Source organism: Streptomyces sp. APSN-46.1 (assembly GCF_022815725.1).
Classification (GTDB): domain Bacteria; phylum Actinomycetota; class Actinomycetes; order Streptomycetales; family Streptomycetaceae; genus Streptomyces.
Genome location: NZ_JALGRF010000002.1, coordinates 877139 through 891829 on the forward strand (window position 1 = coordinate 877139; position 14691 = coordinate 891829).

At 72.6% G+C, this 14691-nt stretch carries 15 protein-coding genes; 8 read left to right on the forward strand and 7 right to left on the reverse strand.

The window, feature by feature from the left end:
* Positions 1-137: 137 nt before the first annotated feature.
* On the reverse strand, positions 138-1241 hold the full coding sequence (locus MTF65_RS10665; RefSeq protein ID WP_243628306.1) for a hypothetical protein: 1104 nt from the start codon (positions 1239-1241) through the stop codon (positions 138-140).
* Positions 1242-1308: 67 nt separating this feature from the next.
* On the opposite strand from MTF65_RS10665, the gene MTF65_RS10670 reads away from it, so the two are divergent.
* Together MTF65_RS10670 and MTF65_RS10675 are read left to right on the forward strand one after the other, a co-directional pair.
* Complete coding sequence (locus MTF65_RS10670) at positions 1309-2466, forward strand: cystathionine gamma-synthase (RefSeq protein ID WP_243628307.1); 1158 nt, start codon at positions 1309-1311, stop codon at positions 2464-2466.
* Positions 2467-2590: 124 nt separating this feature from the next.
* On the forward strand, positions 2591-2866 hold the full coding sequence (locus tag MTF65_RS10675; RefSeq protein ID WP_243628308.1) for a hypothetical protein: 276 nt from the start codon (positions 2591-2593) through the stop codon (positions 2864-2866).
* A 24-nt stretch (positions 2867-2890) separates the two neighbouring features.
* Here the strand turns inward: MTF65_RS10675 and MTF65_RS10680 are convergent, their stop codons facing one another.
* From MTF65_RS10680 to MTF65_RS10690, 3 genes are all read right to left on the reverse strand, one after another.
* Positions 2891-3142, reverse strand: a complete 252-nt coding sequence (locus MTF65_RS10680) for a hypothetical protein (protein WP_243628309.1) — start codon at positions 3140-3142, stop codon at positions 2891-2893.
* The gene (locus tag MTF65_RS10685) at positions 3139-3603 is read right to left on the reverse strand and encodes a sigma factor-like helix-turn-helix DNA-binding protein (protein WP_243628310.1); all 465 of its coding nucleotides are present in this window, start codon (positions 3601-3603) and stop codon (positions 3139-3141) included. The genes MTF65_RS10680 and MTF65_RS10685 overlap by 4 nt, the downstream gene beginning before the upstream one ends.
* A 67-nt stretch (positions 3604-3670) precedes the next feature.
* Positions 3671-4192, reverse strand: coding sequence for a MarR family winged helix-turn-helix transcriptional regulator (locus MTF65_RS10690; RefSeq protein WP_243628311.1), 522 nt, complete (start codon positions 4190-4192; stop codon positions 3671-3673).
* Positions 4193-4521: 329 nt separating this feature from the next.
* On the opposite strand from MTF65_RS10690, the gene ilvA reads away from it, so the two are divergent.
* From ilvA to MTF65_RS10705, 3 genes are all read left to right on the forward strand, one after another.
* Positions 4522-5754: a threonine ammonia-lyase gene (gene ilvA / locus MTF65_RS10695; protein ID WP_243628312.1), complete on the forward strand. Its 1233-nt coding sequence runs from the start codon at positions 4522-4524 to the stop codon at positions 5752-5754.
* A gap of 220 nt (positions 5755-5974) precedes the next feature.
* Positions 5975-6997: an ATP-binding cassette domain-containing protein gene (locus tag MTF65_RS10700; protein WP_243628313.1), complete on the forward strand. Its 1023-nt coding sequence runs from the start codon at positions 5975-5977 to the stop codon at positions 6995-6997.
* A complete protein-coding gene (locus MTF65_RS10705) occupies positions 6994-7869 on the forward strand; it encodes an ABC transporter permease (protein ID WP_374207198.1) in 876 nt (291 codons plus the stop codon). Before MTF65_RS10700 ends, MTF65_RS10705 begins: the two co-directional genes overlap by 4 nt.
* 101 nt (positions 7870-7970) lie before the next feature.
* Here MTF65_RS10705 and greA read toward each other — a convergent pair whose 3' ends face one another.
* Together greA and MTF65_RS10715 are read right to left on the reverse strand one after the other, a co-directional pair.
* Positions 7971-8468 (reverse strand): transcription elongation factor GreA, encoded by a 498-nt coding sequence (gene greA / locus MTF65_RS10710; protein ID WP_243628314.1) that lies wholly within the window; start codon positions 8466-8468, stop codon positions 7971-7973.
* Between the two features lie 242 nt (positions 8469-8710).
* The gene (locus tag MTF65_RS10715; protein ID WP_243628315.1) at positions 8711-9124 is read right to left on the reverse strand and encodes a DUF4307 domain-containing protein; all 414 of its coding nucleotides are present in this window, start codon (positions 9122-9124) and stop codon (positions 8711-8713) included.
* Positions 9125-9259: 135 nt separating this feature from the next.
* Here MTF65_RS10715 and mca point away from each other — a divergent pair, with 135 nt between their 5' ends.
* On the forward strand, positions 9260-10141 hold the full coding sequence (gene mca, locus MTF65_RS10720) for a mycothiol conjugate amidase Mca (protein ID WP_243628316.1): 882 nt from the start codon (positions 9260-9262) through the stop codon (positions 10139-10141).
* 2 nt (positions 10142-10143) lie between these two features.
* Positions 10144-10374, forward strand: a complete 231-nt coding sequence (locus MTF65_RS10725) for a hypothetical protein (protein WP_243628317.1) — start codon at positions 10144-10146, stop codon at positions 10372-10374.
* Between the two features lie 60 nt (positions 10375-10434).
* Here the strand turns inward: MTF65_RS10725 and MTF65_RS10730 are convergent, their stop codons facing one another.
* Complete coding sequence (locus tag MTF65_RS10730; RefSeq protein WP_243628318.1) at positions 10435-13692, reverse strand: tetratricopeptide repeat protein; 3258 nt, start codon at positions 13690-13692, stop codon at positions 10435-10437.
* 409 nt (positions 13693-14101) lie between these two features.
* Between MTF65_RS10730 and MTF65_RS10735 the strand changes: the two genes are divergently transcribed.
* A complete protein-coding gene (locus tag MTF65_RS10735) occupies positions 14102-14686 on the forward strand; it encodes a hypothetical protein (protein ID WP_243628319.1) in 585 nt (194 codons plus the stop codon).
* Positions 14687-14691 lie beyond the last annotated feature (5 nt).

Genomic DNA, 14691 nt, shown 5'->3' on the forward strand with positions numbered 1-14691 from the left:
TGTCCCCGACCCGCCCTTCCTCCTCCCCCAGACTCCGTCCGGGGGGACCCCCACCCGGGCTCTGCCCGGACCCGGTCCTCAAACGCCGGACGGGCTGGAAGGGTTCGCCGGACGGGCTGGAAGTCCGCCGGGCGGCGTCAGTGGGGGAGGGTTGCCGGGGTGCCGCCGTTTGCCTCGTAGCCCGCTACCGCCAGGGCGCGGAACAGTGCGTACTGCTCCGCCGGGTCACCGGCCATCGACCACGGCAGCGCGCCGACGTACCCGTCCACGTGCCGCACCTGCTCCATCGCCTCCGCCCAGCGCCCCATCCGCACCAGGAACGACAGCAGCATGTGCCGTACGTGCGCCAGCATCGGATCGTCCGGCCGCGCGGTGTGCACCGCGTACAGCGCGCCCTCCACCGCCCGCGTCACGACCGCGCTCTCCCAGAAGTTCGTCAGCACGACGTCCGGGATGTGCTCGTACACCGCGAACAGCGGCAGCGCCGCCAGCAGCGACCCCTGCGGGGCCCGGGCCGCCGCCGCGTGCGAGAAGGCGTCGGCCTGCTCCCGCGAGCCGTGCCACTTCTCGCACCAGTAGTGCAGGGCGGCCAGATGCGCCCCCATGTGCTCCGGCGCCCGGTCGATGACCTTCGCCCAGAGCGCGTCGAACTCCGCCTCCGAATACCCCAGCGCCCGCGCGACCGCCAGCTCCGTGATGTACGGGACCGGGTCGCCCGGCGACAGCAGGGCGGCCTTGCGGCACGCCTCACGGGCCTCCTCCAGGATGATCCGGTGGTCCGTCGAGCCCACCCCGCCCGAGTGCCGCCACGCCTGCTGCACCAGCAGCTCCGCGTGCACCTGGGCGCCGCCCGGGTCCTTCTCCGCCTCCAGCCGCCACGCCTTCAGCCAGCGCGCGCCCGCCCCGGGCTGTTCCACCAGCTCCAGCGCGGCCGCGCCGCCGAAGGCCTGCACGCGCTGCCAGCGCCGCTCGCCCTCCTTGGGGGTCCCGGCGAGCAGCTGCGACGCCGCTCGCCAGTGCCCGGTGCTCCGCACGTTCTCCAGGGCGTCCATGAGGTCCTCGTCCGGCCCGGGGACGCGGACGTCGAGCTGCTCCTGCCGGACGAACCCGTAGTTCTCCGGGTCCGCCGCGTCGCTGCTGCCGGGCACGGCGAGGCGGATACCGCCGCGCCTGCGCCTCAGATACGGCCCGAAGACGGCCACGAGCATGGCCATCGCGATCAGGAACCAGAGAATCTCCATGGCACCAAGCGAACCAGACGCACCCGGTCCAAGGCCAATGCCGCCTGACGGGGCTTAGCATCAGCCCATGAGCGACGACAGCCACGAGCACCAGAGCTTCGAGACCCGCGCGATCCACGCGGGCAATACGGCGGACCCGCTGACCGGCGCGGTCGTACCCCCGATCTACCAGGTGTCCACGTACAAGCAGGACGGCGTCGGCGGACTGCGCGGCGGTTACGAGTACAGCCGCAGCGGCAACCCGACCCGCACCGCGCTGGAGGAGAACCTCGCGGCGCTGGAGGGCGGCCGGCGCGGCCTCGCCTTCGCGTCCGGGCTCGCCGCCGAGGACTGCCTGCTGCGTACGCTGCTCTCCCCGGGCGACCACGTGGTCATCCCGAACGACGCGTACGGCGGCACCTTCCGCCTCTTCGCGAAGGTCGTCTCCCGCTGGGGCGTGGAGTGGTCGGTGGCCGACACTTCGGACCCGGCGTCCGTGCGGGCCGCCCTCACCCCGAAGACGAAGGTCATCTGGGTCGAGACCCCCTCCAATCCGCTGCTCGGCATCACCGACATCGCCGTCGTCGCCGACATCGCGCGGTCGGCCGGCGCCAAGCTGGTCGTGGACAACACCTTTGCCTCCCCCTACCTCCAGCAGCCCCTCGCGCTCGGCGCGGACGTGGTCGTGCACTCGCTGACCAAGTACATGGGCGGGCACTCCGACGTGGTCGGCGGCGCGCTGGTCACCGCCGACGCGGCGCTGGGCGAGGAACTGGCCTACCACCAGAACGCGATGGGCGCGGTGGCCGGTCCGTTCGACTCCTGGATCGTGCTGCGCGGCATCAAGACCCTGGCCGTGCGCATGGACCGGCACTCGGAGAACGCGACCAAGGTCGCCGACATGCTGACCCGCCACCCGAAGGTCACCAAGGTCCTCTACCCGGGCCTGCCCGAGCACCCGGGCCACGAGATCGCCGCCAAGCAGATGCGTTCCTTCGGCGGCATGATCTCCTTCCAGGTCACCGGTGGCGAGGAGGCGGCGGTCGAGGTCTGCAACCGCGCCAAGCTGTTCACCCTGGGCGAGTCCCTCGGCGGTGTCGAGTCCCTCATCGAGCACCCGGGCCGGATGACCCACGCCTCGGTGGCCGGTTCGGCGCTGGAGGTGCCGGGCGACCTGGTCCGCATCTCCGTCGGCATCGAGAACGCCGACGATCTCCTCGCCGACCTGACCCAGGCGCTGGGCTAGGCGCTGGCGACGAGGCCGCAGCCTGAGGCCGCAGCTCCCGGCTGCGGCCTCGGGCGCGTGTTGTCCGCGGCGGGCGCCGGCGCCAAGCCCATCCCCAGCGCCGCGCCGCGCCGCGCCGAGCGTCGTGGTCAACGGCAAGCAGAAGCCCGCGGACCTCCCCGCCGACCTCCCCCTGCCCCAGGGCGAGCTGACCTCGGTCACCGGCACCACCGGCACCTACGTCCTCACCTACACCACCTCCGACACGGCCTCCGCACTCGCCGCCTACGCCACCGCCCTCGAATCCGCCGGATACGAGGTGGTCCGCTCCCCGGCAGGCGTCCAGGCCGTCAAGGCGAACGTCAATGTGATGGTCACCAAGACCCCGGCCGCGCTGCAGGTCGCGCTCGTCGCGGAGTAGTCGCACCCCCGGGGCTACCACGGGCTACCAGCCCTCCAGGGGTGGGGATATCCCGCTCGGCGGGACCGCCCACGGGCGGGTCAGGGCGGCCCAGACGGTGAAGGCCACCACCGCGGCGAACAGCATCGCCCAGCCGAGCCGGCGCACCGCACGGCGGCGTCGCAGCAGCCGGTCCCCGCGCGCGGCGGCGGCGGCCGCCAGTCCGGCCGGCACCACCGGGTAAGGGCCCTCCAGCAGTTGGCGGACCTGCGTCTCCTTGCGGTCCGGGATGCTCATGCGGCGCCCGCCGCGCCCCGGCCGCCGGAGGTGGCGGCGGCGCGCATGGCCGACACGGCCCGGTTGCACAGCACGCGGACCCGCTCGGGCGGCAGGCCGAGCTGCGCCGCGGTGACCTCCTCCGCGACCCCCTCGTACACCCGCAGCACCAGGACGAGCCGCTCCAGCGGACTCAGCCGGGCGAGGATCCCCGTCCCGGCGGGATGCCGCCGGGCGGCGTGGGCGTACGCGGCGCACAGCTCCTGGCGGGTGTGGTCGTACGGATCGTCCCCGCGCAGCCGGACCCAGTCCGCGTACGTACGGGCCAGCGCGCCCGCGAGCAGCCGCCGTGCGAGGGGGCATTCGGCGCCTGACGCGGCGTCCGCTTCGGCGGTCAGCAGGATCGCGACGCGCAGCAGCCGCCCCGCCGCGCCCGCGACGAAGGCCTCGAACTCCGCGTAGGGCCCGGCTCGGTGGTCCACAGGCTCATATTGCGGCCGGTGGGACCACCCGGGTCAAGAGGTCGGACGTGTCCGCCTCAGGGCCGGCTCAGGAGGCGGGCCCGGCGTCGGAGACGGCCGACATCAGCTCGGACAGCGAGACGTTGAAACGGGTGAGGAGCCCGGTGAAGGACTCGCGCTCCTCCTCGGTCCAGCCCTCGGTCACGCGGGCCATCAGCTCGCGGCGCGAGGAGCGGACCTCCTCCAGCCGCGCCAGTCCGCGCGGGGACAGCGCGAGCACCACGGCCCGGCCGTCCTCGGGGTGCGAGGTGCGCTTGACCAGCCCGCTGTCCACCAGCGGCGCGACCTGCCGGGTGACGGTGGACGAGTCGATGCCCATCCCGCACGCGAGCGCCTTGACGCCCATCGGGCCTTCCAGGTCGAGCCGGTTCAGCAGCAGGTACGCGGCGCGGTCCATCGAGTTGCGGGCCTGGCCGACCCCGCCCAGGCGGGTCTGCTCGGCCCGGCGGGCGAAGACCGCCACCTGGTGCTGGAGCGCGTCGAGGAGGCCTGCTCCGGCGGGTGCTTCGGCCGGCGCGGGCAGATCGGAATTGGCCGGGGTGGAGGGCATGGCCGTGGGCTCTCTTCGCGAGGGTCGGACAAGGATGGGGGACAGAGTACGCGGCCGTACGGCGGCCCGTACGCCCCGTACGAGAACTGATACGGGCACTTCAGAACCGACCAAGGGGGCTGTTCCGCGTGGCGAGATTTCGCCCCTCCCGAACCAGCCCGCCCGACCCCCGCCGAGGCCCCCTGCGGAGCCGCCGCCCGGCCGTCAGCGAGGCCGCCGCCTGGCCGTCGGCGAGCCGTCCGCCCGGTCTCCCGCGAGGGGGTCCGCGCACCCGTCCGCACCCCGTCCGCGCCCCGCCGGGGATCGGCCCGGGCTGCGAGACTGGCCGTATGAACTACCGCGTGCCCACGCCCGTCCCCCAGGTCATCCTCGACGACGTCCGGGGGGCCCAGAAGATGCTGTCCGGCGTCTCCCGGGTCACCCCGATGGAGGGCAGCCGGCACCTCTCCGCCCTCACCGGCTCCCCGGTCCACTTCAAGTGCGAGAACCTCCAGCGGACGGGTTCCTTCAAGCTGCGCGGAGCGTACGTGCGCATCGCGGGCCTGCGCCCCGAGCAGCGCGCCGCCGGTGTGGTCGCCGCCAGCGCCGGCAACCACGCGCAGGGCGTGGCCCTGGCCTCCTCCCTGCTCGGCGTCCGCTCGACGGTGTTCATGCCCGTCGGGGCTCCGCTGCCGAAGGTGGCCGCCACGCAGGACTACGGCGCCGAGGTGATCATGCGCGGGCAGGTCGTGGACGAGACCCTGGCGGCCGCGCAGGACTACGCCGACCGCACGGGGGCGGTGTTCATCCACCCCTTCGACCACCGCGACATCATCGCGGGGCAGGGCACGGTCGGCCTGGAGATCCTGGAACAGTGCCCCGAGGTGCGGACGATCCTGGTCGGCATCGGCGGCGGCGGGCTCGCGGCGGGCGTGGCGGTCGCGGTGAAGGCACTGCGGCCGGACGTGAAGGTCATCGGGGTCCAGGCGGCGGGCGCGGCCGCGTACCCGCCCTCGCTCAAGGTCGGGCACCCCGTCTCGATCGACAACCCGCACACGATGGCGGACGGCATCAAGGTCGGCCGCCCCGGCGACGTCCCCTTCCAGATCATCGGCGAACTGCTGGACGACGTCCGTACCGTTTCCGAGGACGCGCTCTCCAGCGCGCTGCTGCTCTGCCTGGAGCGGGCCAAGCTGCTCGTCGAGCCGGCCGGATGCAGCCCGGTGGCTGCCCTGCTCGGCGAGCCGGAACGGTACGGCGACGGGCCGGTGGTCGCGGTCCTGTCCGGCGGCAACATCGACCCGCTGCTGCTCCAGCGGATCCTGCGGCACGGTATGGCGGCGGCGGGCCGCTACCTGTCGCTGCGGCTGCGCGTGGCCGACCGGCCGGGGGCCCTGGCCGGTCTGCTGGGGGTGTTGTCAGTGGTGGATGCGAACGTGTTGGACGTGAGTCACGTACGGACCGATCCGCGGCTCGGGCTCACCGAGGTGGAGGTGGAGCTGCACCTGGAGACCAAGGGCCCGGAGCACTGCACGGAGGTCGCGCGCTCGCTGCACAGCGCGGGGTACACGGTGATGGGCTGAAGCGCGATGGCTGAAGCCTGATGGCTGAAGCGCGATGGCTGAAGCCTGAATCGCGCGTTCCCGTGGTGGGACGCGACATAACGCGATACGGTCTCACTCTCACCGCAGTCCGTCGGCCGGCGGGTCCCCCATTCGGCCGGGCGAGGCCTGCCCGGCGACCCTAGGATTCGCGTAGCAACGCAACGATTCTGCTGGCCCGATCAGCTCTGGGAGAATCCATATGCCAGGCGCCATCTACGCCGAAGGTCTGGTCAAGACCTTCGGCGATGTCCGGGCTCTGGACGGCGTGGACCTCGATGTCCCCGAAGGCACCGTGCTGGGCCTGCTCGGCCCCAACGGCGCCGGCAAGACCACGACCGTGCGCGTCCTGACCACCCTCCTCCGGCCCGACAGCGGCAAGGCCGTCGTCGCCGGGATCGACGTTCTCAAGCACCCCAACGAAGTCCGCCGCGCCATCGGCCTCTCCGGACAGTTCGCGGCCGTCGACGAGTACCTGACCGGCCGCGAGAACCTCCAGATGGTCGGCCAGCTCTACCAGATGAAGGCGAAGGCGGCGAAGGCCCGCGCCGACGAGCTGCTCGAACGCTTCAACCTCTCCGACGCCGCCGACCGCACCGCCAAAACCTACTCGGGCGGCATGCGCCGGCGCCTGGACCTCGCGGCCGCCCTCGTCGTCCGCCCGCCCGTGATGTTCATGGACGAGCCGACCACCGGCCTCGACCCGCGCAACCGGCAGCAACTGTGGGGGATCATCCAGGAACTGGTGGCCGGCGGCACCACCCTGCTGCTCACCACCCAGTACCTGGAGGAGGCCGACCACCTCGCCCACGACATCTGCGTGGTCGACCACGGCAAGGTCATCGCCCGCGGCACCTCCGACCAGCTCAAGGCCCAGACGGGCGGCGAGCGCGTCGAGGTCGTCGTCCACGAGCGGGACCACATGGCCGACGCGCGCGCGGTCCTCGCCGGCTTCGGCAAGGGCGAGACCACGATCGAGGAGCACACCCGCAAGCTGACCGTGCTCGTCTCGGGCGGCGCCAAGCTGCTCGCCGAGGTCATCCGCGAACTGGACGGCCGGGGCATCGAGATCGACGACATCGCCCTGCGCCGCCCGACCCTCGACGACGTGTTCATCTCCCTGACCGGCCACGCGGCCGAGCTGGCGGCGGAGGAGAACGGCGAGGAGCCCGTACCCGAGAAGGGCCGCCGGGCCCACAAGACGGTGAAGGAGCCGGCGAAGTGACCATCGACTCCCTCAACTCCCCCACCTCCGCGACCCCGGAGCCGGCCGCACCCCGGCCGCGCGGCGGCCTCGTCCAGGGCGTCAACGACTCGCTGGTCATAGCCAAGCGGAACCTGATCCGGATGTCCCGGATCCCGGAGATGATCATTTTCGGCGTCATCCAGCCGGTCATGTTCGTCGTGCTCTTCAGCTACGTCTTCGGCGGCTCGATCAGCGTCGACGGCAGCACCTCGCCCGCCGCCTACCGCGAGTTCCTGATGGCCGGCATCTTCGCCCAGACCGTCACCTTCGCCACGGCCGGCGCGGGCGCGGGCATCGCGGACGATATGCACAAGGGGCTGATCGACCGCTTCCGCTCGCTGCCCATGGCCCGGGGCGCGGTCCTGACCGGCCGCACCCTCGCGGACCTCGTCCAGACCACCCTCACCCTCGTCGTGCTGGCCGTGGTCGCCCTGCTCGTCGGCTGGCGCACCCACACGAGCGCCGGCGAGGTGCTGGGCGGCTTCGTCCTGCTGCTCCTGCTCGGCTACGCCTTCTCCTGGATCGGCGCCCTGATCGGCCTGTCGGTGCGCACCCCGGAGGCGGCCACCTCGGGCGGGCTGATCTGGCTGTTCCCGCTGACGTTCATCTCGAACGCCTTCGTCCCCTCCGAGAACATGCCGCCCTTCCTGCGCACCATCGCGGAGTGGAACCCCTTCAGCGCGACCGTCCAGGCGGCCCGGGTGCTCTTCGGCAACCTGCCGCCGGGCTACGAGGCGCCCGGGGCCTGGCCGATGCAGCACCCGATCATCGCGTCCGTCCTGTGGTCGGTGCTGATCGTCGTGCTCTTCCGTACCCTCGCGGTCCGCAAGTACCGCTCGGCGACGGCGTAAGCCCCACCCGGCGTCCCCCCACCTCACCCCCACCCCGCCCTCCCGTACGCGAGAGCCCCCGACCGGATCGTCCGGTCGGGGGCTCTCGTGTACGGGGGTGATCAGCCGGTGAACGGCTTGACGTCGAGGATCCTGACCGTGGCCTTCTTGCCGTTCGGCAGCTCGTACTCGGCGTCCTCGCCGATCTTCTTGTCCAGCACGCCACTGCCCAGCGGGGACTGGGGGGAGTACGTCTCGAAGTCGGAGGACGCGTACTCGCGGGAGGCCAGCAGGAACTCCATGGTGTCGTCCTCGTCGCCATCGAAGGCGATCTTGACGAGCGTGCCCGGAGCCACCACGCCGTCGGAGGCGGGAGCCGTGCCGACCTTGGCGTTCTCCAGGAGCTGCGTCAGCTGCCGGACCCGGAGCTCCTGCTTGCCCTGCTCCTCCTTGGCCGCGTGGTAACCGCCGTTCTCACGCAGGTCGCCCTCCTCGCGGGCGGCCGCGATCTTGGCGGCGATCTCCGTGCGTGCGGGACCAGAGAGGTAGTCCAGCTCGGCCTTCAGCTGGTCGTACGCCGCCTGGGTCAGCCAGGTGACGCTCTCGCTCGTCTGGGTCACGGGTGCTCCTCGTCGGTACAGGGGACTACAAAGCCGCCAGCGGCGGGCGAAACCACGAGCCTAACAATTCGGGAAGAAAAGGGGGAGGACACGATGTGTATGAAGTGTGTCATTGCGCGCGGACGCCGTTCCAGATCCGGCGTGGCGGGGTTCGGGGCGGCTGCCGTGCCGGGCGCGGCTGCCGTGTCCGGCGGGTCAGCCGTGTCCGGGTGGGTCAGCCGTCTCCGGGCGGGTCAGGCGGGTCAGCCCGCGGAGTCGGCCGCCTGGCAGCCGACCAGCTCGATCATAGCGGCGCGGCCGGTGGTCTTCAGCGTGACCACCTCGTCCACGCGGTCCGCGCGCTGGCCGAACGTGAAGTCCGCGCGGCCCACCTCGCCGTGCTCCTTGTCCTGGGAGCTCAGGGTGCAGACACCGGTGACCGAGGCCTCCTTGCGGACCTCCAGGTGCACCTTCACCTCGGAGTCCGAGACGAGCTGGAACTTGATCACCTCGGCGCTGACGCTCTGACCGGCGACGTAGTCCCAGCCGATCCAGCCGATCACACCCAGCAGGCCGACGCCCAGCACCGAGCCGAGGATCTTGAGCTTCCGGTCCGCACGCTCGTCCGCCGACCGGCCGTACCGGCCCTCGGGGAGTCCTTCGCGCACCGCGCTCATGATCGTTCCTTTCGGAGAGGGGCCGGGCGTGGAGCCCGGGCGGTCTCAGATCCCGTGCCGCCCATGGAATTTTCCGTCCCCCGATTCGGTCAGTATAGAAACCGCCCACGCTGACGAATCACAGAGGATCCTGTCTTGACCGAGCAGCTTCGACTGATGGCCGTCCACGCCCACCCCGACGACGAGTCGAGCAAGGGCGCGGCCACCATGGCCAAGTACGTGTCCGAGGGGGTGCCCGTGCTCGTCGTGACCTGCACCGGCGGCGAGCGCGGCTCGATCCTCAACCCCAAGCTCCAGGGGGACAAGTACATCGAGGAGAACATCCACGAGGTCCGCGCCAAGGAGATGGAGGAGGCGCGCCAGATCCTCGGCATCGACCAGGAATGGCTCGGCTACGTCGACTCCGGCCTCCCGGAGGGCGACCCGCTGCCGCCGCTGCCCGAGGGCTGCTTCGCCCTCGCGGACGTGCACGAGGCCGCCGGCGAGCTGGTGAAGAAGATCCGCGCGTTCAAGCCGCAGGTCGTCACCACGTACGACGAGAACGGCGGCTACCCGCACCCCGACCACATCATGACCCACAAGATCTCGATGGTCGCCTTCGACGGCGCGGCCGACACCGAGAAGTACCCGGAGGCCGAGTTCGGCCCGGCGTACCAGCCGCGGAAGCTCTACTACAACCAGGGCTTCAACAAGCCGCGCACCATCGCCCTGCACGAGGCGCTGCTCGCGCGCGGCCTGGAGTCCCCCTACGGGGAGTGGCTGGAGCGGTGGAAGGAGTTCGAGCGCACCGAGCGGACCCTGACCACGCACGTGCCCTGCGCGGACTTCTTCGAGATCCGCGACAAGGCCCTGGTCGCGCACGCCACGCAGATCGACCCGGACGGCGGCTGGTTCCGCGTCCCGATGGAGATCCAGAGGGAGGTCTGGCCGACGGAGGAGTACGAGCTGGCGAAGTCGCTCGTCGACACCACCCTCCCCGAGTCCGACCTCTTCGCGGGCATCCGGGACAATGCGTAGCTATGAGCGCTACGCAGGCAGCACTGACCGAGCTCCTTCCGCTGGCCGGTGACACCTTCGACAAGAACAAGGTGACCCCCGGAATCCTCGGCTTCCTGGTGTTCGCGGCCCTCGCCCTCGGGGTGTGGGGCCTGATGAAGTCGATGAGCCGGCACATGGGCCGGGTCGACTTCCAGGAGGCCCCGGAGCCGGCGGCCCCGTCCCCGGCCGGGGACGGGAACCGGGCGCCGTAGGTACCCCCGCGTGAACGCCGCCCTCCGGAAACCGGTGGGCGGCGGATTCCGCGTGCTCCGTCACGGGGAGGGCGCCGCGGCCGGCACCCCCATGACCTCCCGCGCGCGCAGGTCCGGGACCATCCCCAGCCGCCACGCCTGCCAGCCCTCCGCCGGATCCACCCCCCGGCCCAGGACCACCCCGTACGTCTCCAGGCAGTCCGCCAGCCGCGCGTCCCGCGCCGGGTGCGGAGCCGCCGCCAGCCGGTCCAGTTCCGCCCGGGCCTCCTCCGGGGCGGACGGCAGCGCGTACGGCAGCACCGTGCACCGCAGGAAGCGCGCCCAGTCCTCCCCGCGCCGGTCCCCGTACGAGATGAACAGCCGGACCGCCTCCTCGCACAGGTCCAGCGCCTGCGACACCCGGCCGTTGCCCGCGTCCACCACCGCCAGCTCCAGGCAGGTCCACGCCTCGCCGTGTGCCAGACCGGTCCGCCGGAAATCCGCCCGCGCGTCCACCAGCAGCTGCCGGGCGAACCCGGAGTTGCGCAGATTGCCCGTCTGCGCCGCCCGCTGGTCCCTGGTCACCCGGCCCGAGTGGTGGCGGGCGTGCGCCAGCCCGTACACGTCCCGCATCCGGGAGAACATCGTCCGGGCCCGCTCCAGCTCCCGTACCGCCGGATCGAGCTCGCCGCACTCCTCCAGCGCGTGCCCGAGGTAGTACAGCGTCCACGCCTCCCCGCGCGCGTCCTCCGCGTCCCGGTGCCGGGCCAGCGCCTCCCGCAGCCGCTCCACCGCCGCACCCGGCTCCCCGTCCAGGACACGGGCCCGGCCCAGCTGCGTCGACGCCCAGGCCTCGCCGCGGTCGTCGCGCGTGCGCCCGTACAGCTCCAGGGCCAGGCGCAGCTCCGCCTCCGCCCGGCCGACGTCGCCGAGCCGCAGGTACACCTGCCCCAGCTGGAAGTGCGCCCAGGCCTCCCCGTGCACGCTCTCGTTCTCCCGGTGCAGGGCCAGGGACCGCTCCAGCAGCGCCATCGCCTCCCCGAGGCGCGCCCGGTCACGTTCCACCGCCCCGAGGGCGTGCAGGCCCCACGCCCGGTCGCCCGCCAGCTCCGCCGGCTCCTGGAGGGCCAGGGCCTCGCGGATCCGGGCCGCCGCCTCCGTCAGGTGGCCCTGGTGGTGCAGGGTGATCCCGAGCGAGATCAGCGCCATCCCCGCGCCCGCGTCCTGGTGGGCCTGCCGGTACTGGTCCACCACCGAGGTCAGCGTGGTGCGGGCCTTGTCCAGCTCGCCCAGCTGGCGCGCCGCGATGCCCGTACGCCACTGCACCGAGCGGGCCAGGCGCCCCTGGTCCACGGCCCGCGTCAGCTCGTTGATCTCGCCGAGCCGGTACAGGTCCCCGCGCAGCAGGCAGAAGTCGCAGAGCGCGCCCAGCAGATCCAGCACCGCCTGCTGGTCCACGCCCTCGGAGTGCCGCAGCGCCGCCGTGATGAAACTCGACTCGTCGTCCAGCCAGCGCAGCGCCGCGTCCAGGGAGGCGAAGCCGTGCCCGCCGAAGTGGTTCGCGCGGGTGGACATCTTCCCGTCGACCATCCGGATCACCGAGTCCGCGAGCAACGCGTAATTCCGGATCAGCCGCTCGTGCGCGGCCGCCGCCTCCGCCCGGTCCTCGTCGGCCGCGAGCCGCGCCGCCGCGTACGCGCGCACCGCGTCGTGCATCCGGTACCGCTCCCCGCGTACGTGGTCCAGCAGTCCCGCCCGTGCCAGCTCGCGCAGCAGCCGCCCGGCCTCCACCCGGTCCGCGTCGATCAGCGCCGCCGCGGCCGACGGGCCGAGCGAGGCCCGCCCGGCCAGGGTGAGACGCCGCAGCAGCCGCCGCCGCTCCTCGGGCAGCCGCCCGTAGGCCACCCCGAGCGCCCGCGACAACGGCCCGCCCGCACTGGCCCCGGACCCGTCAACCGCCGTGCCCGGGGTATCGGTGCCGAGGGGGGCCAGGACGCGCAGGGCCAGCGGGAGGCCGGCGGCGAGGGCGAGGAGCCGGGCGAGGGCGGGGTCGCGGGCGGGGTCGCCGGCCTCGGCCTCGGGCTCGGGCTCGTACGGGGCCGCGCCCGCCGCCGTAGCCGCCGACCGCACCAGTTCCGCGGCCGCGCCGTCCTCCAGCCGGGTCACCGGGAGCCGGTGCACCCAGGCCCGCAGATCCGCCGGCAGCTCCAGCGGCTCCCGCGCCGTCACCAGCACCAGGCTGTCGGAGCGCTCCGGCACGAGCATGCGTACCTGCGCCGCGTCCACCGCGTCGTCCAGGACCACCGTCACCGGCTGCCCCTGGAGGTGCTGGTGGTACAGCTCCGCGAGCCGCCGTACCTGCTGCTCCGCCGACGCCCCCTCGCGGAACAGCAACTGCTCGCGCGGAGCGCCCAGCCGGTTCAGCAGGTGCAGCAGCGCCTCCCGCGTGGACAGCGGGGACTCCCCGCCGGGGGAGCCGCCCCGCAGGTCCACGACGCAGGCGCCCCGGAACTGGTCCCGCAGCGCGTGCGCCGCCCGCAGCGCCAGGGCCGTGCGGCCCACCCCGGGTTCGCCGTGCAGGACGACGACCACCGGCCGGGTCTCGGTACTGGCCCGGGCCGCCCGCACCCACTGTTCGATCCGGATCAGCTCCGCCCGCCGCCCGGCGAACACCCCCTCCGCGAGCGGGAGCTGGCCGAACGACTGCTCCAGCATGCCGCGCCGGCGCGCCTCCGCGCTGCGGTCCGCGCCGCGCAGCTGCGGGGCGGCCGGTGTGACCGGCCGGGCCGGCCGGGGCGCCCGCGCGGCCGCCGCCACCGCCCGCTGCTGCTCAAGGAACGGCCGGATCCCGCGTACCTCCAGCGCCGTCAGCCACTGCAGCTTCAGCTGCTCGGGGCCGCCCGGCCGGCCGAGCTCGCCCGCCCGCCGGTTCGCGGCCGGCAGGTGCAGGGCCATCACCTTGGCTACCGTCGTCGCCGCCCCCGCGACGCCCACGACGGCCCCGGTGGTCAGCGCCGTTCCCGCCGCCACGCCGAAGGCGAGGTCCGCTCCGATGGCCGTGGCCGCCGCCACCGCCGTGACCAGCAGGGCCGTCGAGGTGTTGCCGCGCCGGAACGCCTCGCCCAGGGACTCGTTCCCGGCCGCCGCCTCGTCCAGAGCCCGTACGTACGCCTCGTACTCGGAGGCGGCGCTCGTCGCGAGCCCGTCGAGCGCCTCCCGGCCGCGCGCCAGCAGCGCCGCCCTGTCGGCCGGGGCCGCAGTGCCCGCCGCCCGCCGGACCTCTTCGTCCACGGCCCGCTCCAGCAGCCGCTCGGCCTCACCGCGATGACTGTCCCGCATCGGCATCCTCCTCAGAGAGCTCCGGCAACGCGCCCCAAGTGTCCGCCGGGACGTCCGCGAACGCGAGGGAATCTGAGCTAAGGGCTGAGGGGAGGAGGGTCACTTACTTCCCATTCGGGAAAGGTCAGTTGCTCTCCGCGCTTCGGGTGCGCTGCCCGCCAGGCGTCCAGCCGGTCGACCGGCCATAGCGGGGTGCGGCCGACGTACACGGCCTTGGGGAAGTCGTCGCGGCTGCTGTTGAGGTTGTAGACGTGCTGGACGGTCACCTTGAGCCGGGCCGCCGCCTGCCGAGCATCCGCATACCCCGGGATCTTCGCTGTCCTGCGGATTGACCTATCGAGTTTTCGGAAGCTGACCTCACGAAAGAATGTACTGTAAGTGAGTTCAGTGTGACGGGGGGTGATGAGTTGTGCGGGCTGCCCAGACGCGGAAGTTCCGGGGCAAGAACAAGGCCCCGAAGTGGAAGAAGCCCGACGACGGGATGGTGTCCGTGATGGTGCTGCCGCTGGCCGTCACCGACCCCGTCGATATCGCCCGGCTGGAGAAGCTGTTCTCCGCGATGTGGTCGATCAAGCGGGCTGTCCAGCGTGATGCCCGCGCCAAGGTCGATGCCTACTGGTCCGCCTTCCACGAGAGGGACGAGCACGGGGCGAAGGCCGTACGGCTGCGCCTCGGCCTCTCCCGCGAAGCGCTGGAACGCAGCGCCTACAAGCACCTCGAAGACTCGGGGCACTTGAAGCACCACGCCTCGAAGGCCCTGGCCATGCACATGGCTGACGAGGTGTGGAACGGCGTGCAGCGTCACCTGTTCCCCGACGCCACCGGACAGCGCTTCGGCCGCCCCAAGGTCGGACGCTGGCACGACTTCACCCGCATTCCGGGCCGCGCCCGCTCCCACACCACCGAGAACAAATGGGAGACCTTCCGCCTCGTCGGCACCCTCCACGGCCACGTCACGGCCTACACCGACGGCGGCCGACACGCGCTGATGTAGCCTCG